General features: G+C 69.5%; 18 protein-coding genes. 7 read left to right on the top strand and 11 right to left on the bottom strand.

Translation table 11 applies throughout. The features are described from left to right. Window positions 1–192 precede the first annotated feature (192 nt). The 4 genes from HLH27_RS03705 to HLH27_RS03690 all read left to right on the top strand — a co-directional run bounded on the left by HLH27_RS03705 (window position 193) and on the right by HLH27_RS03690 (window position 7,136). Complete coding sequence (locus tag HLH27_RS03705) at window positions 193–1,356, top strand: efflux RND transporter periplasmic adaptor subunit (protein WP_182947895.1); 1,164 nt, start codon at window positions 193–195, stop codon at window positions 1,354–1,356. A gap of 6 nt (window positions 1,357–1,362) precedes the next feature. After that, window positions 1,363–4,524 (top strand): efflux RND transporter permease subunit, encoded by a 3,162-nt coding sequence (locus tag HLH27_RS03700; RefSeq protein WP_182947893.1) that lies wholly within the window; start codon window positions 1,363–1,365, stop codon window positions 4,522–4,524. Window positions 4,525–4,528: 4 nt separating this feature from the next. After that, window positions 4,529–6,043 carry an efflux transporter outer membrane subunit gene (locus HLH27_RS03695; RefSeq protein WP_182947891.1) on the top strand — a complete coding sequence of 505 codons (1,515 nt, stop codon included), beginning with the start codon at window positions 4,529–4,531 and terminating at the stop codon, window positions 6,041–6,043. A 412-nt stretch (window positions 6,044–6,455) separates the two neighbouring features. Further along, window positions 6,456–7,136 carry a YoaK family protein gene (locus HLH27_RS03690; protein WP_182947889.1) on the top strand — a complete coding sequence of 227 codons (681 nt, stop codon included), beginning with the start codon at window positions 6,456–6,458 and terminating at the stop codon, window positions 7,134–7,136. 137 nt (window positions 7,137–7,273) lie between these two features. Here HLH27_RS03690 and pyk read toward each other — a convergent pair whose 3' ends face one another. The 4 genes from pyk to HLH27_RS03670 all read right to left on the bottom strand — a co-directional run bounded on the left by pyk (window position 7,274) and on the right by HLH27_RS03670 (window position 11,230). Then, a complete protein-coding gene (gene pyk, locus HLH27_RS03685) occupies window positions 7,274–8,713 on the bottom strand; it encodes a pyruvate kinase (RefSeq protein WP_182947887.1) in 1,440 nt (479 codons plus the stop codon). Between the two features lie 97 nt (window positions 8,714–8,810). Beyond that, complete coding sequence (locus HLH27_RS03680) at window positions 8,811–9,848, bottom strand: SH3 domain-containing protein (RefSeq protein WP_182948138.1); 1,038 nt, start codon at window positions 9,846–9,848, stop codon at window positions 8,811–8,813. Window positions 9,849–9,999: 151 nt separating this feature from the next. Further along, a complete protein-coding gene (locus tag HLH27_RS03675; protein WP_182947885.1) occupies window positions 10,000–10,407 on the bottom strand; it encodes a DsrE family protein in 408 nt (135 codons plus the stop codon). After that, on the bottom strand, window positions 10,397–11,230 hold the full coding sequence (locus HLH27_RS03670) for a HesA/MoeB/ThiF family protein (RefSeq protein WP_182947883.1): 834 nt from the start codon (window positions 11,228–11,230) through the stop codon (window positions 10,397–10,399). The genes HLH27_RS03675 and HLH27_RS03670 overlap by 11 nt, the downstream gene beginning before the upstream one ends. Window positions 11,231–11,405: 175 nt before the next feature. On the opposite strand from HLH27_RS03670, the gene HLH27_RS03665 reads away from it, so the two are divergent. Continuing rightward, the gene (locus HLH27_RS03665) at window positions 11,406–12,026 is read left to right on the top strand and encodes a DUF2939 domain-containing protein (RefSeq protein WP_246375404.1); all 621 of its coding nucleotides are present in this window, start codon (window positions 11,406–11,408) and stop codon (window positions 12,024–12,026) included. Between the two features lie 107 nt (window positions 12,027–12,133). Here the strand turns inward: HLH27_RS03665 and HLH27_RS03660 are convergent, their stop codons facing one another. Beyond that, the gene (locus HLH27_RS03660) at window positions 12,134–12,382 is read right to left on the bottom strand and encodes a DUF3126 family protein (RefSeq protein ID WP_182947879.1); all 249 of its coding nucleotides are present in this window, start codon (window positions 12,380–12,382) and stop codon (window positions 12,134–12,136) included. Window positions 12,383–12,580: 198 nt separating this feature from the next. On the opposite strand from HLH27_RS03660, the gene HLH27_RS03655 reads away from it, so the two are divergent. Then, window positions 12,581–13,129 carry a hypothetical protein gene (locus tag HLH27_RS03655; RefSeq protein ID WP_182947877.1) on the top strand — a complete coding sequence of 183 codons (549 nt, stop codon included), beginning with the start codon at window positions 12,581–12,583 and terminating at the stop codon, window positions 13,127–13,129. A gap of 116 nt (window positions 13,130–13,245) precedes the next feature. Here HLH27_RS03655 and HLH27_RS03650 read toward each other — a convergent pair whose 3' ends face one another. The 6 genes from HLH27_RS03650 to HLH27_RS17180 all read right to left on the bottom strand — a co-directional run bounded on the left by HLH27_RS03650 (window position 13,246) and on the right by HLH27_RS17180 (window position 19,225). Next, window positions 13,246–13,992 (bottom strand): RluA family pseudouridine synthase, encoded by a 747-nt coding sequence (locus HLH27_RS03650; RefSeq protein WP_182947875.1) that lies wholly within the window; start codon window positions 13,990–13,992, stop codon window positions 13,246–13,248. Then, a complete protein-coding gene (locus tag HLH27_RS03645) occupies window positions 13,989–16,679 on the bottom strand; it encodes an FtsK/SpoIIIE family DNA translocase (protein ID WP_182947873.1) in 2,691 nt (896 codons plus the stop codon). Before HLH27_RS03645 ends, HLH27_RS03650 begins: the two co-directional genes overlap by 4 nt. 168 nt (window positions 16,680–16,847) lie before the next feature. Beyond that, window positions 16,848–17,423, bottom strand: coding sequence for a 16S rRNA (guanine(966)-N(2))-methyltransferase RsmD (gene rsmD, locus HLH27_RS03640; RefSeq protein ID WP_182947871.1), 576 nt, complete (start codon window positions 17,421–17,423; stop codon window positions 16,848–16,850). Between the two features lie 7 nt (window positions 17,424–17,430). After that, complete coding sequence (locus tag HLH27_RS03635; protein WP_182947869.1) at window positions 17,431–18,207, bottom strand: pseudouridine synthase; 777 nt, start codon at window positions 18,205–18,207, stop codon at window positions 17,431–17,433. Continuing rightward, a complete protein-coding gene (locus tag HLH27_RS03630; RefSeq protein ID WP_182947867.1) occupies window positions 18,204–18,935 on the bottom strand; it encodes a gamma-glutamyl-gamma-aminobutyrate hydrolase family protein in 732 nt (243 codons plus the stop codon). The genes HLH27_RS03635 and HLH27_RS03630 overlap by 4 nt, the downstream gene beginning before the upstream one ends. A 164-nt stretch (window positions 18,936–19,099) precedes the next feature. After that, entirely contained in the window at window positions 19,100–19,225 is a 126-nt protein-coding gene (locus HLH27_RS17180) for a hypothetical protein (RefSeq protein ID WP_275943884.1), read from the bottom strand. Window positions 19,226–19,542: 317 nt separating this feature from the next. Between HLH27_RS17180 and HLH27_RS03625 the strand changes: the two genes are divergently transcribed. Beyond that, the gene (locus tag HLH27_RS03625) at window positions 19,543–20,007 is read left to right on the top strand and encodes a nucleoside deaminase (RefSeq protein ID WP_182947865.1); all 465 of its coding nucleotides are present in this window, start codon (window positions 19,543–19,545) and stop codon (window positions 20,005–20,007) included. Window positions 20,008–20,079 lie beyond the last annotated feature (72 nt).

Below are 20,079 nucleotides of genomic sequence, written 5' to 3'. Positions count from 1 at the left end.
CCCGCCCGGCCGTTCCCCTGGGTGGGGGTGCCATTGACCGGAGTTTAGAAACGAAATAGTTTCCGATCAAGAAAACCACTCGGTTTCCATATGCCGGTACTGCATGGGACGGTTTCGCGGGGTCATGGCCGCTGCGATCGCGTTTCCCGGCCAGGTCCGGCGACCTATGTTTCCGCAGGGCTCAATCACGCAATGACGTACCCCCGTCCCCATCGCGCCGTCCTTCTTGCCGCCTGCGCGTCTCTGGCGCTGGCCGGATGCAAGCCCCAGGGAGCGCCCCCCGCCCCTCCGCCGCAGCAGGTCGGCGTGCTGACGCTGCGCGCCGCGCCGTTCAGCGTCACCACCGACCTGCCGGGCCGGACCGAGGCGATCGAGATCGCCCAGGTCCGCCCGCAGGTGAACGGGGTGATCCAGAAGCGCCTGTTCGTCGAAGGCACCGACGTGACCGCCGGGCAGCAGCTCTACCAGATCGATCCGTCGGCCTATCAGGCGACCTACGACGCGGCTAAGGCGCAGCTTCTGCACGCGCAGGCGGCCCGGGTGACGGCGCAGGCGAAGCTGGACCGGTACGGGCCGCTGGTGCGCGCCCATGCCGTCAGCCGGCAGGATTACGACGACGCCACCGCCGCGGCGCGCGAGGCCGATGCCGACATCGCCCAGGCCCGCGCCAATGTGGAAAGTGCCACGGTCAACCTGAACTATACGCGCGTGCTGTCGCCGATTTCCGGCCGGATCGGCCGGTCGCTGATGACGGTGGGCGCGCTGGCCACGGTCGGGCAGACCTCCAACCTGTCGATCGTCACCCGGCTGGACCCGATCTATGTCGACGTCAACCTGCCGGCGACGCGGCTGCTGGAACTGCGGCGCGAGCTGGAGCAGGGGCGCCTGCAGCGCGCGGGGCAGGATGCCGCCACCGTCACCCTGACGCTGGAGGACGGCAGCACCTACGAGCAGCCGGGGCGGCTGGAATTCTCGGAAGTGAACGTGGACGAGACGACGGCGACCGTGGTGGTGCGCGCGGTGATGCCGAATGCGGCGCACATGCTGCTGCCGGGCATGTATGTCCACGCCCGGCTGGAAGAGGGCGTCGACCCCACCGCGCTACGGGTGCCGCAGGATGCGGTGACGCGCAATTCGCACGGCGACCCGACGGTCATGGTCGTGGGGGCGGACAACAAGGTTGCCCTGCGCGGGGTCACGACCGGCCCGGCGGCCGGGACCGACTGGATCGTGACCGCCGGGCTGAAGCCGGGCGAGCGGGTCGTGGTCAGTGGCCTGCAGAAGATCCACCCCGGAGACACCGTCTCCCCCACCGAGGCGGCTGCCCAGCCTGCCCCGCAGGGCAAGGCGGGATAAGAATCGATGTCGCGCTTCTTCATTGACCGGCCCATCTTCGCATGGGTCATCGGGCTGGTGATCATGCTGGTGGGGGCGGTTTCGATCTTCCGCCTGCCGATCGCCCAGTATCCCTCCATCGCGCCGCCGCAGATCGCGATCAGCGTGACCTATCCGGGCGCGTCGGCCGAGACGGTGAACAACACCGTGGTCCGGCCGATCCTGCAGCAGATGTACGGGCTGGACCATCTGGAATATGTCTCGGCGCAGTCCTACGCCAGCGGCCAGATGGAAATCGACCTGACGTTCGAGCAGGGGACCAACCCCGACATCGCGCAGGTCCAGGTGCAGAACAAGCTGCAGCTTGCCCAGCCGCGCCTGCCGACCGAGGTGACGGCCCAAGGCCTGACCGTGACCAAGGCCGTGAAGAACTTCATGCTGGTCCTGGCCTTCATTTCCACCGACGGCAGCATGTCGGGCTTCGATATCGCCGATTATGTGGCGTCGAACGTGTCCGACCCGATCAGCCGTGTCTCGGGCGTGGGCGACCACACGATGTTCGGCTCGGAATATGCCATGCGCATCTGGCTGGACCCGGGCAAGCTGTTCAAATACGGCATGACGATCAGCGACGTGCAGACGGCGTTGCAGGAGCAGAACATCCAGATCTCGTCGGGTGAGATCGGCGGGCTGCCGGCCAAGCCGGGCGCGCGGATGGATGCCACCATCATCGGCCCGACGCGCCTGACCTCGCCCGAGGAATTCGGCAATATCCTGCTGCGTGTGGCGCAGGGGGGATCGCAGGTGCGTATCCGCGATGTCGCGCGGGTCGAGCTGGGGCCGCAGACCTATAATATCAGTTCGTTCTACAACAACCAGCCGAGCGTCGGCATGGCGCTGAAGCTGGCGCCGGGTGCGAACCAGCTGACGACCGAGACCGCCGTGCGCGCCGAGATCGCGCAGCTGGAGAAATTCTTCCCGCCCGGGCTGAAGGTCGTCTATCCGCTGGATACCGAGCCCTTCATCGTGCTGTCGATCAAGGAAGTCGTCATTACCCTGGCGGAGGCGATCGCGCTCGTCTTCGTGGTGATGCTGATCTTCCTGCAGAATTTCCGCGCGACGCTGATCCCGACCATTGCGGTGCCGGTCGTGCTGCTGGGCACGTTCGCCATCCTTGCGGCGCTCGGGTTCTCGATCAACACGCTGACCATGCTGGCCATGGTGCTGGCGGTGGGCCTGCTGGTCGATGACGCCATCGTGGTGGTCGAGAATGTCGAGCGCGTGATGTCGGAGAAGAACCTCTCGCCCCGGGAGGCCGCGCGGGTCTCGATGGACGAGATTTCGGGCGCGCTGGTGGGCATCGTGCTGGTGCTGACGGCGGTGTTCCTGCCGATGGCGGCCTTTGGCGGCTCGACCGGCGTGATCTATCGCCAGTTCTCGATCACCATCGTCGCCGCGATGTGGCTGTCGGTGCTGGTGGCGCTGATCATGACGCCGGCCCTGTGCGCCACGATGCTGAAGCCCGGCACGCATGAGAAGACCCGGGGCCTGGCGGGGTGGTTCAACCGCACCTTCGCGCGCATCAACACGGGCTACCAGTCGGGCGTGCGCTGGATGCTGGCGCGCAGCGCGCTGTCGCTGGTGCTGTATGTGGTGCTGACCGGGCTGGTGGTCTTCCTGTTCGCCCGCCTGCCCCAGGGCTTCCTGCCCGACGAGGACCAGGGCCTGATCTTCGGCCAGGTGACGATGCCGGCGGGGGCGACCAAGGAGCAGACGGCCGCCGTCAACCGCAAGATCACCGACTACATCCTGAAGAGCGAGAGCGACAACGTGGCGTCGGTCTTCGCGATGAACGGGTTCAACTTCGCCGGGCAGGGCCAGAATGCGGGCGCCTTCTTCATCCGGCTGAAGGACTGGGACCTGCGCCCGGGTGCCGCGCGCTCGTCCTCGGCGATCGCGATGCGGGTGATGATGCATTTCTGGGGCGATCCCGAGGCGCAGATCTTCGCCATCAATCCGCCTGCCGTGCTGGAACTGGGCAATGCGACCGGTTTCGACCTGGAGCTGGAGGATCGTGGCCATGTGGGGCACGAGAAGCTGCTGGCCGCGCGCAACCAGATTTTGATGGCGGCCGCGCAGGACCCGCGCCTGATGGCGGTGCGCCCCAACGGCCTGGAGGATGCGCCGCAATACAAGCTGGATATCGACCGCGAGAAGGCGAACGCGCTGGGCGTGACGAATGCCGAGATCAACACCATGATCGAGGGCGCCCTGGGGTCGATCTACGTCAACCAGTTCATGCGCGACGACCGTGTGAAGCAGGTCTATATTCAGGGCGAGCCCGACGCGCGCATGCTGCCGCAGGACCTGGACAAATGGTACCTGCGCAACGTGGCCAACGGGCTGGTGCCCTTCAACGCGGTGGCCTCGGGCCACTGGGTCGTGGGCCCGCAGAAGGTCGAGGATTATAACGGCCTGAACGCCTACGAGATTTTGGGCCAGCCCTCGGCGGGCTACAGCACCGGCACCGCGATGGTGGCGATCCAGGAGGCGCTGGCCAAGCTGCCGCCGGGCATCGGCTATGAATGGACCGGGCTGTCGTTCGAACAGATGGCCTCCGGCGGATCGACCGGGCCGCTCTATGCGCTGGCCGGGACGGTGATCCTGCTCTGCCTGGCTGCGCTGTACGAAAGCTGGGCGGTGCCCTTCGCGGTGATGCTGGTCATTCCGCTGGGGGTGATGGGCGCGCTGACGGCCACGCTGTGGCGGGGCCTGGCCAACGACGTCTATTTCCAGGTGGGCCTGCTGACCACGGTGGGGCTGGCGGTGAAGAACGCGATCCTGATCGTGGAATTCGCCAAGGCCTTCTTCGAATCCGGCGACAGCCTGCTGGACTCGGTGGTCAAGGCGGGGCGCGAGCGGCTGCGGCCGATCCTGATGACGTCGATCGCCTTCGTCTGCGGTGTGTTTCCGCTGGCGATCGCGACCGGTGCCGGGTCGGGCGCGCGGGTCGCGATCGGCACCGCCGTGGTGGGCGGCATGCTGTCGGCCACGCTGCTGGCGATCTATTTCGTACCGCTGTTCTTCGTGCTGGTGCTGCGGCTGTTCCGGGTTCGCCGGGTGAAGGACCGTGTGGACCCGCATGCCGATCTATCCCGTCCCGCCGGGCCGTCCGGTCAGGAGAGCTGAGTTCATGAACGGGTTTCTTTCTCCGCGCCGGGCCGGGCTGATGGTCCTGGCGGCGCTGTCGGGATGCACGATGATCCCCGACTACAAGCGGCCGGCCCTGCCGGTCGCCTCCACCTGGCCGCAGGGGCCGGGCTATCATGCCGGTGCGCCCGGGCAGATCGGCACCGCGGCGGCGGACCTGGGCTGGCGCGAGTTCTTCGTCGACCGGCGCTTGCAGGCCCTTATCGCGCTGGCGGTACGGGAGAATCGCGACCTGCGGTCGGCGGCCTATGCCATCGTGCAGGCGCAGGGCCAGTACCGGGTGCAGCATGCCTCGCTCTTTCCGCAGATCGGATCGACCGGGCAGGGGATCTACCAGGCGCCGTCGGGCAATGCGGGCCTGAGCTTCGCGCCGGGCTTGCAGGAAGGGAAGAGCGGCCAGCCCTATGCGGATGGGCATGTCTTCAAATTCTATCAGGCGGGCATCGGCTTCTCGTCGTACGAGATCGACCTGTTCGGCCGCGTCCGCAGCCTGTCGCGCGAGGCGGCGGACCAGGTTCTCAGCCAGGCCGCCAACCAGCGCAGCCTGCTGATCAGCGTCATCTCGCAGGTCGCGACGACCTATGTCGCGTGGCTGGCCGACAGCGAGCAGCTGAAGGTGACGGACCAGACGCTGGCGTCGCAGAAGGAGACGCTGCGCCTGACGCAGGCCGGCTTCGACCAGGGCGAGGCCAATCAGCTGACCCTGCGCCAGGTCGAGACCCAGGTGGAGCAGGCGGCGGCCAACCATGCCCAGTACCAGCGCCAGGTGGCGCAGGACGAAAACCAGCTGGTGCTGCTGATCGGGGCGCCCCTGCCCGCCGACCTGCCGCCCCCGGCGCCGTTCGGGCAGCAGACGGTGCTGGCCGACCTGCCGGCGGGCCTGCCGTCCGACCTGCTGGACCGGCGGCCGGATATCCAGTCCGCCGAATTCTCGCTGCTGTCGGCCAATGACGATATCGGCGCGGCGCGGGCCGCCTTCTTCCCGCGCCTGACCCTGACGGCGTCGGACGGGGTTTCCAGCCTCCAGTTCCGCAACCTGTTCACCCAGGGCGCCACCACCTTCGGCGTCAATCCGCAGATCCAGATTCCGCTGCTGACCTGGGGCCAGAACGAGGGGACGCTCCAGGCCTCCAAGGCGCTGCGCAACCAGCGGATGCAGGCGTACGAGAAGGCGATCCAGACCGCGTTCCGCGAGGTCTCGGATGCGCTGACCGCGCGGGCGACCTATCTGGACCAGTCGCGGCAGCTCGACGCGCTGGTCACGTCCTCGGCCGATGCCTATCGGCTGGCGCGGATGCGCTTCGATGCCGGGGTGGATTCGTACCTGAACACGCTGGACGCGCAGCGCACGCTGTATGGCGCGCAGCAGAGCCGGATTTCGGTACACGAGGCGCGCTACCAGAACCTGATCACCGTCTATCGGGCCCTGGGCGGCGGGTGGACGGAACGGACCGTGCCGCCGGGCCGCGTTGCCGCGGCGGCGACGCAGAAAGGCTGAGCGGACCGGGCAACTGTTCGGGATATGCAGGGCGGGTCCTTCGGGGCCCGCCCTTTTTTCATGCCTGCACGAAAAATTGGCACCGACTTGAAATAACATTGAATGGAACGTGATCGTTTATTGTGCGTTGCGATGTATTGTGCGGTGCAACAAAATCATCAAACGGCATTTATTTGCATATTTCGTTTGACCGGTAGAAAAAAACCCGTCATTAAAGCTTCATCAGAGTGAGAAGACCGGAACGGCCCACTCTAGAGAACAAGAAACCCGTGGCGATACGATCGCGGGACTTACAAACGGGGGATCGAACCCTCGGACTGACCTTAAAAAAGGTGCATCTTTCACGATGCACCTTTTTTTATTGGGCTGCCTGCGATATGCGCGGGTCCTCGTTTCTGAGGACAGGCCCGGATTGAAACCGATTTCCCACGACCCAAGGCTGGTTATTGTCGTCATCATGGTCACCGTCGCCATGGGGGCGCTGGATGCCATCTCGCTGACGCATCTGAAGGTCTTTACCGGCTACATGACGGCGACCGTCATCCTGATCGCGGTGCATCTGACCTCGGGGGAATCGATTGCCGGGCCGGGGGTGGTGGCGATTACGGCCTATCTGGCCGGGGCGGCGCTGGGCGGGCGGCTGGTCCGGCGATCCTGTTCGCGCCGGCGCACGGTGGCGGATCTGCTGATGGCGGTGGGCGCGCTGGTGATGGTGGCGGCGCTGGTGTGGTGGCAGGACGCGGCCTGGCGGTATTACGGCACGCTGGTGGTCCTGGCCGTTGCCATGGGATTGCAGACTTCCGCGACCCGTCACGCCCAGGTCACGGACCTGACCCTGCCGGCCGCCACCATGCTGCTGCACGGGCTGATGCATGACAGCCGGCTGGCCGGCGGCCCGGCGAAAGGGGCCTGGCGGCGGGTGGCGGCGATCCTTGCCCTGTTCGGCGGCGCGGTGCTGGGGGCGCTGATGTCCAGCGTTTCGGTGCCGGTCGCGATCGGGCTGGTGGGGCTGCTGGTCGGCACCGCCGGGTGCCTGCTGTATGTGGGCGACCATCCCTTGTTGGAGCGGCTGGAGACGTTGGGGCCGTCCTGAGAGGGCGGTTGCGCGCCAAGGGCTTTGCCCTTGACCCACCAAAGGGCATCGCCCTTTGAAAACCCATTAGTTATCAAATAAATGCGTTTCCAAAGGCTCAGCCTTTGGCGGGGTCAAGGGGCAGAGCCCCTTGATACTTACGGCACCTTGGCAACGCGCAGCGTGTTGGTGCTGCCCGCGACGCCGAAGGGCAGGCCGGCGGCGATGACGATCCGGTCGCCCGAGCGGGCCAGGCCGCTGGCGACGGCGGTTTCGATGGCCTGGTCGACCACGTTTTCGACCGTGCGGACCGGTGTTTCCTGGCCCACCGATTGGGCGGTGACGCCCCACACCACGCACAGGCGGCGCGCGATCTCGTCGGTCGGGGTCAGGCCGATGATCGGGCAGGAGGGTCGTTCGCGCGAGATGCGCAGGGCGGTGGCGCCGGCCAGGGTGAAGGCGACGATGGCCCGCGCGTCGGCGGTGGTGGCGATCTGGCCCGAGGCGGCGGCGATGGCGTCGGCCACGAAGCCTTCCGGCGCCGGACAGCTGGCCTGCATCATCGACTGCCAGACCGCGTCTTCCTCCACCCGGCTGACGATGCGGCTCATGATGCCGACCGCCTCCAGCGGGAACTGGCCGGCCGCCGTTTCGGCCGACAGCATCACGGCGTCGGCGCCGTCGAACACGGCGGTTGCGACATCCGACGCCTCGGCGCGGGTCGGGGTGGGGGCGTTGATCATGCTTTCCAGCATCTGGGTGGCCACCACCACCGGTTTGCCGAGCTGGCGGCACAGGCGGATGATGTGCTTCTGGGCCAGCGGCACGGCCTCGGGCGGCAGCTCGACGCCCAGATCGCCGCGCGCGACCATCACCGCGTCGGACAGGCGGACGATCTGGTCCAGATTGTCCATCGCCTGCGGCTTTTCGATCTTGGTCATGATCCACGCGCGGTTGCCGGCGATGGCGCGGGCCTCCTGCACGTCTTCGGGGCGCTGGACGAAAGACAGGCCGATATAGTCGACCCCGAGATCGAGGGCGAAATCGAGGTCGCTGCGGTCCTTTTCGGTCAGGGCCGGGATCGGCAGCACGATGTCGGGCACGTTCACGCCCTTGCGGTCGGACAGCACGCCGCCGACCGCGACCACGGTATCGAGATGGTCCACCCCGACCTCGCGCACCACCAGGCGCAGCTTGCCGTCGTCGAGCAGCAGGTTGCTGCCGACGGTGGCGGCGTGGATGATTTCGGGGTGGGGCAGGCGCACCCGGCGCTCGTTGCCCGGGGCGGGATCCAGGTCGAGGCGGAAGAAGGCCCCGGTGGGCAATGTGACCTTGCCGTGCTCGAACGTGCCCACGCGCAGCTTGGGGCCCTGGACGTCGGCCAGGATGCCGATGGGGCGGCCCAGCTCGGCCTCGACCGCGCGGATGATCTCGTAGCGGGCGGCGTGGTCGGCGTGCGTGCCGTGGGAGAAGTTCAGGCGGAACACGTCGGCCCCGGCCTGGGCCAGCGCACGGATGATCTCGTGGGTGGACGAGGCCGGGCCCAGCGTCGACACGATCTTGGTGCGCCGCGGGTGCAAGGCTGTGGCGGAGGACATGGGCGTTTTCTCCTTCTGGATTCTGTCCGCAACCGGTTCGCTGCGTCCTGCTTCCGGCGGGTGCCGTCGTCTTTGCCTCTTCAGCCCGCGCGGATCGTCAGGACGGTTGAATGGTCTCCTGCGGCAGCAGGCCCCAGACCGCGTTGCGGTCCAGCCAGCCCGAATAATGTTGGACGCTGACACGGCACCAGCTGGTGCCGGCCGCACAGGTACGCAGGATGCCGACCGTGCCGGGCTTGAGCACCGCGACGAGGGGCGAGCCGGCATCCGGAGACGAGCGGAGCATGACCGCTCCGGGAATGGAAGCCGCCGCGGCCGGATCGGCGAGCCGTGCGACTTCACGACTGTCTGAATGGCCGGCCGGCGGACTGGTTGCCGCCGGGGGGGACGGCGGTGCGGCCGGCGTGCCGGCGGCGGGGGATGCGGCGGGCGCCGGGGGCGTAGCCTGTGCCGGGTCGACCGGCGGCAGGCCGGGGATGACGAAGCTGCGTGTGCCCACCAGCGTGGCCTGCTGCACCCAGCCTTTCTGGCCGTCGGAATCCTCGACCAGGCGCCAGACGTCGAACTCGCGCTCGATTTTCACCGGCAGGTCGCGGCGGTGATAGACCCATTCGATCGGGTAACGCTGCCCGGGGCCCGAGCGCATGTTGACCTCGTCGGCGCGCAGTGCGGCGAAGCGGGGCAGCGGCAGGCCGGTGATCGCGCCCTTGTCCGTCGGGGCCGGCGGTCCGGCGGGGGCGGCCGTCGGCGGGATGGCGACGGCTGCCCCGCCCGCCGGTGTCCCCGTGGCAGCCGCTGCCGCCAGGCCCGCCGCCGCGACCGGTGCCGCGATGGCTGCCGCGTGGCGGGCATGGGACCCGATGGCGGCATGGCGATGGGGCGCGGTGCCGGCATGGGCGGTGGCGTGCGCGGGGGCCGGATGGCCGTGGCGATGCGTCGTGGCCGTGGCGGAGGTTGCCGCCGGATGATGCTTGTGGTGGACGGTGCCGGTCGCCCCGGCCTTGCTGCCCTTCGTGGCCTTGGTCGTCGCCGTGGCGGGGTGATGATGGTGGTGGTGCGGCGTGCCGGAGGGCTCTGCCGTGGCCGCCGTCGCGCCATGGGGCAGCAGGGGGGCCAGCAGCGCCGCGCAGAGCATCCAGCCGGCGCGACCGCGCGGGCGGGTATGGTGCGGCGCGGGGGAATGGGCGAGGAAGGAAGAGGGCATCATGGCTGCATCCCTGCCAAGGCGCGCGGCGCACGGCAAGGGGGTTTGCGGCCCCGGAGGCATCGCGGAGCCCGTTGCCCGGTCACAGGCTGATGACCTGTCGGCCGCGCGCGGCGTCGAGAAAGGTAGGGATGCCGGCCACGATCACTTCCGGCAGCAGGGCGTCGGCTGCCAGACCGGCCATGCGCAGGCCGGATTCACAGGCCATCAGCGTGCCGTCCAGCGCCAGCACCGCTTCGCGCAGCGTGTCGAACCCGGCCACGCCGCTGGCCTGCACCGTGCGGTCGGCGCCGGCATCGCGCAGCCCCTGCCAGTTGCGTGCCAGAGCATGGACCCCGTGGCCGGAGGCGAACAGCAGCACCGGCCGGTCCACCGCCAGCGCCCCGGCGGCGAGGACCAGGGCGTAATGCGCACGCTCGAAACCGCCATCGAGCAGCAGGATCGCCAGCCCTTCGCGCGCCGGATTTTCGTGCGTGGGGTCAGTCGGCATGGATCGCGCAGGCTCCGCTGGGCACCGTGCCGGCCGTGTGGGCCGACAGGTCGTGGATGGTGGGGTGGGCGCCGCAGAGCGGGCAGTCCGGGTCGGGCGGGAGGCGGATGGTGTGGAAGCGCGCCGCCAGCGCGTCCCAGACCAGCAGCCGGCCGGCGAGGCTCTCGCCGATATCGAGCAGTTCCTTCAGGGCCTCGGTGGCTTGCAGGGTGCCCATGACGCCGGTGACGGCGCCGAAGACCCCGGCCTCGGCGCAGGAGGGTACCGCGCCGTCGCGCGGGGGGGCGGGATAGAGGCAGCGATAGCACGGGCCGCCGCGATGGGGGCGGAAGGTCGAGAGCTGCCCCTCGAAGCGCAGGACGGCGGCCGAGACCAGGGTGCGCCGTTCCAGCGCGCAGGCGTCGGCCACCAGGTAGCGGGTGCCGAAATTGTCGCTGCCGTCGCAGACCAGGTCGTAGCCGGCGACCAGCGCCCGGGCATTGGCGGCGTCCAGCCGTGTCGCATGGGTGTCGACGCGGACCAGCGGGTTGACCGCGCGCATGGCCTCGGCCGCCGAGTCGACCTTGCGCCGGCCGATCCGGTCGGTCGTGTGGGCGATCTGGCGTTGCAGGTTCGACAGGTCCACCACATCGTCGTCGACCAGTCCGATCCGGCCGACCCCCGCCGCCGCCAGATACAGGCCCAGCGGCGAGCCCAGGCCGCCCGCGCCGACGATCAGCACGCTGGCGGCGCGCAGCGCGGCCTGCCCCGTGCCGCCGATTTCCGGCAGCAGGATATGCCGGGCATAGCGCTGGATCTCGGCCTCGGAAAAATCAGGAATCATGCGTCCTGCCCTGTTTCAGTCCCTGCTGGCAGCCCCGGATGGATGCGGAAATATGGCGCCTGGACTGACGTTTTATAACAATTTGTATCAATCGGCATGAAACGCATGCATGGCCGATATGTTTATCGTATGCTGTGGGAGCAAGACAGAGGCGATTTTTTTGATGAACCGTTTCATGCGTCTGATGCCAGCCGGTTACATGGTCGCCGTTCGGCGGCAACAGGCGCGGCGCATCTGCGCGGTGACGCTGGTCATGTCCCTGTCCCTGTTCGTCGCCTCGCCTTTCGTCACGCTCTGGTCGGTTTCTGCGGCCATCCAGTCGCACGATACGCGCACGCTCGGCACGTTCCTGAACTGGCGCGCCATTCAGGCCAGCCTGAAATCGCAGATCATCAGCGGGATCGTCACCCAGCCGGCCAGTGACGACGACCTGCCGGAATTCGGGTCGTCCTTCGCCGCAACGGCGGTGTCGCGGGCGATCGACGTGCATGTGAATGCCGCCAATCTCGATACGCTGATGGGGCAGGTCATGCCGGCGGCGACGCAGACAGTGTCCGTCGGCTCGCCCGTCGCCATGCTGCATCATGTGCGCATCCGTTTCCTCCGCCCCGACATGTTCGAGGCCCGGGCCGTGATGCCGGGCCACGAGCGCGAGACGCCGCTGCGGTTGCAGATGCGCATCCAGGGATGGCGGTGGAAGATCACCGAAGTCGATCTGCCGGCCAGCCGGGCCGATCATCCCGCGATCGAGGCCTCGGCCGCAGCGCCGGACCGGGTTGCCCTGCTGTCGCGCTGACGGCGATCATTCTCCCTGTGGGCGCGCTGGCCGTGGGCAGGGTTTCGCGCATTGCCTTCCCCGGCTCCACCCGGGCCTTCGGGGCCCGGGCGGGACGGGTATGGGGTTCAGCGGCGCGCGCGGGTCGCGGCCGTTTCGGCCGGCAGGTCTTCTTCCAGGATCGTGATGTGCAGGGCGTAGGAAACCTCGCCCTCGTCTTCGTCCCGGTGAACGGTGCCGATGATTTCGCCCTTCACCGCGACCTCGACCGACAGGCCGGCGCGCGGCGGCGGATTGACCGTGAGTTCGGGCGAACCCAGCAGGCGGCGCAGGCACACCTGGAGGCGGGCGATTTCGGAGGCGGACATGCTGCTCATGGAATGCTCTCTGTCGGATAGGGTGGGCCGCCGGCGCGGCCCGGTGACGGGGCGGACGCCGTCCGTGCCCGATCTGATGCTGCCCGCTATAGGCATTCGACGGCCCGCCCGCAACCGCGTCGGAGCGCGGAAAAGCCGCCTTCCCGCCTCAATCGTCTGATTGTCCTGTTCCATCAGCACCCTGTTCCGGAGGCCCTTTTGTTCATCCGCCGTGCCCTGCTCGCCCGCCTGTTCACGCCGCTGCGCCTTGCCCTGCTGGCGACGGGGCTGGTGCTGACATTCCCCGCCATCGGTGCCGAGGCGGTGACGACGGCCTTCGGGCCGCTGGAAGCCGCACAGCCGCTGACCGCGCGGGGGCTGGCCGAGCGGATCCGGCAGGACGGCGCCCACGAGGTGGCGCGGATGCTGACCCGCGAGCGGGAATGGCCGCGCGTGCGCCGCGCGGTGGCGGCGGGATGGGAGAACTGGATCGCGCTGCTGCCTGACCTGATACCGGCCGCCGACCAGGCAACCGGCCGCGCGCTTCAGGGGGCACTGCGCCGGGCGCTGCCCCGCAATCCGCGTGCGGTGCTGGCGATCCTCGACCGGACGAACAGCGCCGAGCTGGGCGGGCGGACGATCTGCGCGCCGGTGGCCGAGCCCGCATCGTGGCGGCCCCGGGCGCTTACGGCGATCCGGGGGGTGCATGATATCCATCTGATCGACCAGGGGGCCGATTGCCTTCATGCGCTGGAGGAGGTGCCTTGAGCGGGGCGTGCCGCCAAGGGCTTTGCCCTTGACCCACCAAAGGGCAGTCGCCCTTTGGAAACCCGGTCGTTTTCCGGCGATTGGGGGCAGGGCGGAGCCGTGGTGGGGCGATACGGTTAGCCTTCGTCCTTCCAGCCCAGGCGTGCGAGGGCCGCGCGCATATGGTCGGGTGGAGGGGCGATGGCGGACACCGGCGGTTCCAGGGGCAGGGAGAGGGCGCGGTTCATCAGGTGCAGCATGGTGCCGTCCTGGCCGGCTGCGTCGCCGTAGAGCGGGTCGCCCAATACCGGGCAGCCCAGGCTGGCGCAGTGCAGCCGGGCCTGGTGGGTGCGCCCCGTCAGCAAATGCAGTTCCAGCCAGCTGATCTGGCCGTCGGTGGCCAGCAGCCGCCATGTGGTGCGCGAATCCTGCCCGGTCGGGGTCTGGATCATGCGCCAGCCCTGTTTGTCCGACTGTTTGGCCATCGTCATCGTCACCATGCCGCTGTCGGCGGGGGGACGCCCGTGGACGACGGCCCAGTAGGTCTTGCGGGCCAGGCCGTTGGCGAAGGCTGCCTGTGCGGCCAGGAGCGGCTGCTTGCGCAGGGCGATCAGCAGGCAACCCGAAGTGTCGCGATCCAGCCGGTGGGCCAGCCATGGGCCGTCGGGCCGCCGCGATAGCAGCGGGAAGGAATCCTCGACCGAGGGGCCGCCGCCGGGGCCGGGGTGGACGGCGAGGCCCGGCGGCTTGTCGATGACCAGGAAGCGGGGATCGCGGAACAGGACCGGGAACGGGTCGGCCCCGTCGCCCAGGGTGCGCGGTGCGGGGGCGCGTGCCGGCGGGGGGGCCGGACGGGGCGGGGGGCGGCGGGTGCGCCGGGTCATTCGTCTTCGTCGGTTCGGCGCAGCAGGACTTCGCGCCGGCCGACATGGTTGGCCGGGCTGACGATACCCTCTTTTTCCATCTGCTCGATGATCTTGGCCGCGCGGTTGTAGCCGATGGAGAGATGGCGCTGGATGAAGGAGGTCGAGGCCTTGCCCTCGCGCGCCACCACGGCCACCGCCTGGTCGAACAGGCTGGTTTCGTCGTCGTAGCTGCCGGCCAGCCCGTTGCCGGAGGACTTGCCGCTGCTGCCGCCGCCGCCATCCTCGTCCTGGGCCGAGATCACGTCGTCGTCGTAGATCGGCTCGCCCTGGCTGCGCAGGAAGCGGACCACGTCCTCGACCTCGCCATCCGCGACGAAGGGGCCGTGGACGCGGGTGATCCGGCCGCCGCCCTGCATGTACAGCATGTCGCCCTGGCCCAGGAGCTGCTCGGCCCCCTGCTCGCCCAGGATGGTGCGGCTGTCGAACTTGCTGATGACCTGGAACGAGATGCGGGTAGGGAAATTGGCCTTGATGGTGCCGGTGATCACGTCCACCGACGGGCGCTGGGTCGCCATGATCACGTGGATGCCCGCCGCGCGGGCCTTCTGCGCCAGGCGCTGCACCGCCGTTTCGATCTCCTTGCCCGCGACCATCATCAGGTCCGCCATCTCGTCGATCACCACGACGATATAGGGCAGGGAGTCCAGCGCGAGCTGCTGTTCCTCGAAGGTCGGGCGGCCGGTTTCGGGGTCGTAGCCGGTCTGCACGCGGCGCGAGACGACCTCGCCGCGCCGCCTTGCGTCGGCTACCCGCTCGTTATAGCCGCCGATATTGCGCACTTGCAGGTGCGACATGGCGCGGTAGCGGCGGTCCATTTCCCGCACCGTCCATTTCAGCGCGGCGACGGCCTTGGCCGGTTCGGTGACGACCGGCGTCATCAGGTGCGGGATGCCTTCGTAGATCGACAGTTCCAGGATCTTGGGGTCGATCAGGATCAGGCGGCATTCCTCGGGCGACATGCGGAACAGCAGCGACAGGATCATCGCGTTGACGCCGACCGACTTGCCCGAGCCGGTGGTGCCGGCGATCAGCAGATGCGGCATGCGCGCCAGGTCGCCATAGACCGGCATGCCGGAAATATCCTTGCCCAGCGCCAGGCAGAGCTGCGACGAGGCGTGGTGCCAGGCATCGTCGGTGAACAGTTCGGACAGGTACACCGTCTCGCGCCGTGCATTGGGCACTTCGATGCCGATCACGTTGCGGCCCGGCACGGTGGCGATGCGCACGCTGAGCACCGACAGCGACCGCGCCACGTCGTCCGCCAGGCCGATCACCCGGGCCGAGCGGATGCCCGGCGCGGGCTCCAGCTCGTACAGCGTGACCACGGGGCCGGCATGGATCTGCCCGATCTGCCCCTGCACGCCGTAATCGGACAGCACGGTTTCCAGCAGCCGCGCATTGGCCTGCAACGCGTCCTGCGACGGCCCGGTCTGGGCGTGCGACGGCGCGGGTTTCAGCAGGTCCAGCGGCGGCAGGCGCCACGGGTCGCGGCCGTCGGAGCGGGGGGGAGGCGCGTAATCGCCCCGGTCGGGAGCCGCGCGGGGGGCGGCGGAGGGTGGTTCGGCCGTGTCGGGGCTTCTGCCGAACAGCCGGCCCATCAGCGAGGGGCGCGGGCCCTCGACCGTCGGCGCGGCCGGCGGGGCGGCGGGGCGTGGGGCGTCCGGTACCGGCCGGGGGGCTACGGCCTGTGTGGCGGGGCCGCCCAGCAACAGGGGCGGGGCTTCGTCGGTGGTGTCGCTCTCCATGCCCGGGGGCTGGACCCAGCCCGTGCCCAGCGACGGGCGGGCGGGCGGCCGGGCGGCCGGGCGAGAGGCGGCGGCGGGCCGTGCCTCGGGTGCCGGGCGCTCGGTGCGGAGGGGGCGGGGCGGTTCGGGCGCGCGTGCCTGGGCGGACAGATCGGGGCGCGGCGGGGGGACCGTGCCGTCCAGCGTGCCGCTCCAGCGACCCGTGTCGGCGGCGGGGCGGTCGGCCGGGGCAGGGGGGGCGGGCATGCGGCGGGCCAGGCGCATCGGCTGCCGGGCGACGAGGCGCACGGCCCGGGCGATGGCCGCCCATTCGGTGCGGGACAGGCCGATCCCGAGCGGTACCAGCAGGATCGTCAGCAGCAGCCCGAGCACCCAGACGGCCAGCCGCCCGGCCGGGCCCAGCAGCGAGGCGCCCGCCTGGATCGCGGTATGGGCGATGGACAGGCCGAACGCGCCGCCCAGGCCGGATTCGGTGGGCCAGTGCGGGGCCGGCAGGAACGGGGCCAGCACCGGCACGGCCGCCAGCAATGCGCCCATGACCGGCATGGCGCACAGCACCGCCACCGCCCGCAGCAGGATCGACCCCATGGCCGCGTGGCGGATGACGCGCCAGCCCCATGCCATCATCGCCAGGATCGGCAGGGCGCAGGTGATGCCGACATTCTGCAGCAGCACGTCCGCCAGGTAGGAACCGGCCATGCCCAGCAGGTTGGTGGGGGGCTGGGTGCTGGCGGTGTTCATCGACGGGTCGAGCGGATTGTAGCTCCACAGCGACGCGGCCAGCGCCAGGGCCAGAAGCCACAGCACCATGCCGCCCATCTCGGCCAGTCTCTGCCGTGCGGCGGACCGGATGCGCGGCGCGTTCAGGGAGGCAGGAATGTAGCGGCCAAAGCTCGGCAAATGTTCGGGTCCTGTACGCTGGGCCGTCATCGGGGGGGAACGGGCGGGGCTGCCCCGATTGCAGGCACGATGAAGCGGACGGTCCGGCCGGGAACGGGCCGGCCCCCGGTCCGGAAACGGAGGAAGTATAGCCCGCCCTTTCCCGGATACAGAAGGGCGGTTCGGCCGTTATTGCGGCATTGCGCCGGCCCGCCAGATCGAAAGCCGTGCCGCGCCGTGGTGCCGCTCGGCCAGGGGGGCCTCGGGCAGGATGGGGGCGCAGGTCGGCAGGGGCTCGTCGGCGCCGGTCTCGATCACGACCAGGGCGCCGAGGGCGATCCAGCCGGTCCGGGACAGCGCCGCCAGGGCGCGTTCGGGCAGGCCCTGCCCGTAGGGCGGGTCCAGCAGCAGCAGGTCGCACGGGCGGGCGGCGGCGGGGGGGCGGGTGATGTCGCCGCGCAGGGTCGTGCGCCCGGCCGCCCTGCAGGCGGCGATGTTGGCGCGCAGGGCGGCCAGGGCGGCGCGGTCGGTTTCGAAGAACGTGCAGTGGACCGCGCCGCGCGACAGGGCTTCCAGCCCCAGCGCGCCGGTGCCGGCGAAGCCGTCCAGCACATGGGCCTGTGCCATCAGGTCGTAGCCGCCCCAGGGCGCGTGCAGCAGCATGTCGAACAGGGCCTGGCGGACCCGGTCGGCGGTGGGGCGGGTGGTGCGGCCCGGGGGTGCCACGAGCGCGCGGCCGCGCCATTGGCCGGCGACGATGCGCATCGGCCGGTCAGGACCGGCGCGCGGGACGCGGGGCCGGGCCCAGCCCGGGGATCTGCTCGCGCAGGACCTTTCCCGGCACTTCCTCGAGTTCCGAGCGTTGCAGGGTGCCGAGCTGGAACGGGCCGTAGGCGGTGCGGATCAGCCGGCTGACATGCAGGTTCAGCCCGCGCATGACCTTGCGCACTTCGCGGTTCTTGCCCTCGCGCAGGGCGACGGTCAGCCACGCATTGTCGCCCTTGCGGGAATCCAGCCCGGCTTCGATCGGGCCGTAGCGCACGCCTTCGAACACGCTGCCGTCGGCCAGGGACTTGAGCTGAGCCTCGTCCACCATGCCGAAGACGCGCACGCGGTAGCGGCGCAGCCAGCCGTTGGAGGGCAGTTCCAGCCGCCGGGCCAGTTCGCCGTCATTGGTCAGCAGCAGCAGGCCCTCGCTGTTCAGGTCCAGCCGCCCGATGCTTATGACGCGGGGCATGCCCTCGGGCAGCGAGGCGAAGACGGTCGGCCGGCCCTCGGGGTCGCGATGAGTCGTCACCAGCCCGTCGGGCTTGTGGTAGCGCCAGAGCCGGGTGCGCTCGGGGGATTCCACCACCGTATTGTCCACCTGCACGACGTCGCCCGCCGCGACGAAGGTGGCGGGATGGGCGACGGGCTCGCCGTTCAGGCGCACGCGCCCTTCCTCGACCATGCGTTCGGCATCGCGGCGGCTGGCGATGCCGGAGCGGGCCAGCCATTTGGCGATCCGTTCGCCGCGCTCGGGTCGGCTGGTGTCGTCGCGCTTTGTCATCTCGATCCCGAAGCCTCTATCAGGGCGGAAAAAATATGTCTGTCCGCCAAGGATATGGCGAATTCCGGGTGCCATTGCACGCCCAGGCAGAAGGGATGGCCAGGATATTCGATGGCCTCGGCCACGCCATCGGGCGCCACGGCGCAGATGGCGGCCCGGCCCGGGTCGCGCACGGCCTGATGATGGGCGGAATTGACGGCGATCCGCGTGGCGCCGGTCACCCGTGCCAGAAGGGTGCCGGGCAGGATGTCGACCTCGTGGCCGGCCTGGTCGCGCGGATTGGGCTGTTCGTGCGCCAGGGGAGCAGCGACCTCGTCGGGGATATGCTGGACCAGGGTGCCGCCGAGCGCCACGGCCAGCAATTGCTGGCCGCCGCAGATGCCCAGCACCGGCAGGCCCGACGCAATGGCGCCCTGTGCCAGCGCCAGTTCGGCCTGGGTGCGGCCGGCCTTGAGGGTGACGCTGTCGTGGCGCCGGCCCGCGCCGTACAGGACCGGGTCGAGGTCGAACGCGCCGCCGGTGATGACCAGCCCGTCCAGCCGCGCCAGCATGGCGGCCGCCAGGTCGGCGCGATGGGGCAGTGCGACCGGCAGGCCGCCGGCATCGGCGATGGCGTCCATGTAATTGCAGCGCAGGGCGTACCACGGAAAGCGCGAATAGCCGCTCCCGTCGGGGATGGCGGCTTCGCTGTCCAGGGTCACGCCGATCAGGGGGCGGGATCGGGTCATCCCGCCTGACCTAGAGGAATATCGTCGTCAGGGAAATCCGCTATGCGTGAAACCGCCTGTCGCCGGCGGCGGCAGGCGGTCGCGCCCGGTCTCATCGGTATGTGCCGCCCGGGCTGTCACCGGGGAGCATCCGGCATCTCGTGGAAAACCGGAACCTCGCGGCGTCAGCCGTCGGAGACCATCGAATGCAGGCTCGCGGTCATTGTATGGTGCCCCATCAGCTCGGGTTCGCAGGCGGAAAAACCGATGACGATTGCCGCAGCGGCCAGGATCAACGTGAGTGTATTCATCGTCAGCCTCCTGTTTCATATCGGTCCCGATTGTTACAGGATACGTTACCGGGGGTTGTGTTACACTGTCATTCGTGACGCGGCCTGTCCATTAAAATCAACATTTTTTCCCCGGTTCGCCCTGTTCGGGTGGCCCCTGGCGCGGTGTGGCGCTGTAATATCTTGTGAACGCCGCAGCGCCCCCGTCGCCGGCATAGGGAGGCGACGGGATGGGGTGTGACGCGAACGCGGGCGACGAGGACGGAGTTTCATGACCGGGCGACGACAGGACCTGATTTTCTGCGGTTTCTCGCCATCTTTCGGCCGGGTGTCGCGCGATGCCGGCTGACCGGCCCCCCGCCGACCCGATGGGCATGGCGCTGGACGAGGCGCGGGCCGCCGCCGCCCGGGGCGAGGTGCCGGTGGGGGCGGTGCTGCTGGGGCCGGACGGCAGCGTGCTGGCGCGGGACGGCAACCGGGTGGAGGCCGCGCAGGATGCGGGCGCCCATGCCGAAATGCTGGTCATGCGGGCCGCCGCCCGGCGGCTGGGCAGCCCGCGCCTGACCGGGTGCACGCTGGTGGTAACGCTGGAGCCCTGCCCGATGTGCGCGGCGGCGGCGGTGCATTTCCGGGTCGGGCGCATCCTGTTCGGCGCCTACGACCCCAAGGGCGGGGGGGTGGAGCATGGGCCGCGCCTGCTGGCCCGGCCGGACTGCCTGCACCGGCCCGAATGGGTGGGCGGGGTGCGCGAGCGCGAGGCGGGGGATCTGCTGCGCGGGTTCTTCCAGGCCCTTCGGCGGTGAGAATTTGCGGGAAGCGCTTAGATAACGCATCCTTCATCGACAGGTACGGGACAGGTTTGGTCGGTCCACGTA

The organism is Gluconacetobacter takamatsuzukensis (assembly GCF_014174275.1).
Classification (GTDB): domain Bacteria; phylum Pseudomonadota; class Alphaproteobacteria; order Acetobacterales; family Acetobacteraceae; genus Gluconacetobacter; species Gluconacetobacter takamatsuzukensis.
The sequence above is the reverse complement of the archived record's forward strand: the minus strand, read 5'-3'. Positions and strand labels throughout refer to the sequence as shown.

Bases quoted from the DNA above. Each gene is read 5' to 3' on its own strand.
- HLH27_RS03705 (WP_182947895.1), top strand. From the start codon at position 193: ATGACGTACCCCCGTCCCCATCGCGCCGTCCTTCTTGCCGCCTGCGCG.
- HLH27_RS03700 (WP_182947893.1), top strand. From the start codon at position 1,363: ATGTCGCGCTTCTTCATTGACCGGCCCATCTTCGCATGGGTCATCGGG.
- HLH27_RS03695 (WP_182947891.1), top strand. From the start codon at position 4,529: ATGAACGGGTTTCTTTCTCCGCGCCGGGCCGGGCTGATGGTCCTGGCG.
- pyk (WP_182947887.1), bottom strand. From the start codon at position 8,713: ATGTCCTCCGCCACAGCCTTGCACCCGCGGCGCACCAAGATCGTGTCG.
- HLH27_RS03680 (WP_182948138.1), bottom strand. From the start codon at position 9,848: ATGCTCTGCGCGGCGCTGCTGGCCCCCCTGCTGCCCCATGGCGCGACG.
- HLH27_RS03675 (WP_182947885.1), bottom strand. From the start codon at position 10,407: ATGCCGACTGACCCCACGCACGAAAATCCGGCGCGCGAAGGGCTGGCG.
- HLH27_RS03670 (WP_182947883.1), bottom strand. From the start codon at position 11,230: ATGATTCCTGATTTTTCCGAGGCCGAGATCCAGCGCTATGCCCGGCAT.
- HLH27_RS03665 (WP_246375404.1), top strand. From the start codon at position 11,406: ATGCGTCTGATGCCAGCCGGTTACATGGTCGCCGTTCGGCGGCAACAG.
- HLH27_RS03660 (WP_182947879.1), bottom strand. From the start codon at position 12,382: ATGAGCAGCATGTCCGCCTCCGAAATCGCCCGCCTCCAGGTGTGCCTG.
- HLH27_RS03650 (WP_182947875.1), bottom strand. From the start codon at position 13,992: ATGACCCGGCGCACCCGCCGCCCCCCGCCCCGTCCGGCCCCCCCGCCG.
- rsmD (WP_182947871.1), bottom strand. From the start codon at position 17,423: ATGCGCATCGTCGCCGGCCAATGGCGCGGCCGCGCGCTCGTGGCACCC.
- HLH27_RS03635 (WP_182947869.1), bottom strand. From the start codon at position 18,207: ATGACAAAGCGCGACGACACCAGCCGACCCGAGCGCGGCGAACGGATC.
- HLH27_RS03630 (WP_182947867.1), bottom strand. From the start codon at position 18,935: ATGACCCGATCCCGCCCCCTGATCGGCGTGACCCTGGACAGCGAAGCC.
- HLH27_RS17180 (WP_275943884.1), bottom strand. From the start codon at position 19,225: ATGAATACACTCACGTTGATCCTGGCCGCTGCGGCAATCGTCATCGGT.
- HLH27_RS03625 (WP_182947865.1), top strand. From the start codon at position 19,543: ATGCCGGCTGACCGGCCCCCCGCCGACCCGATGGGCATGGCGCTGGAC.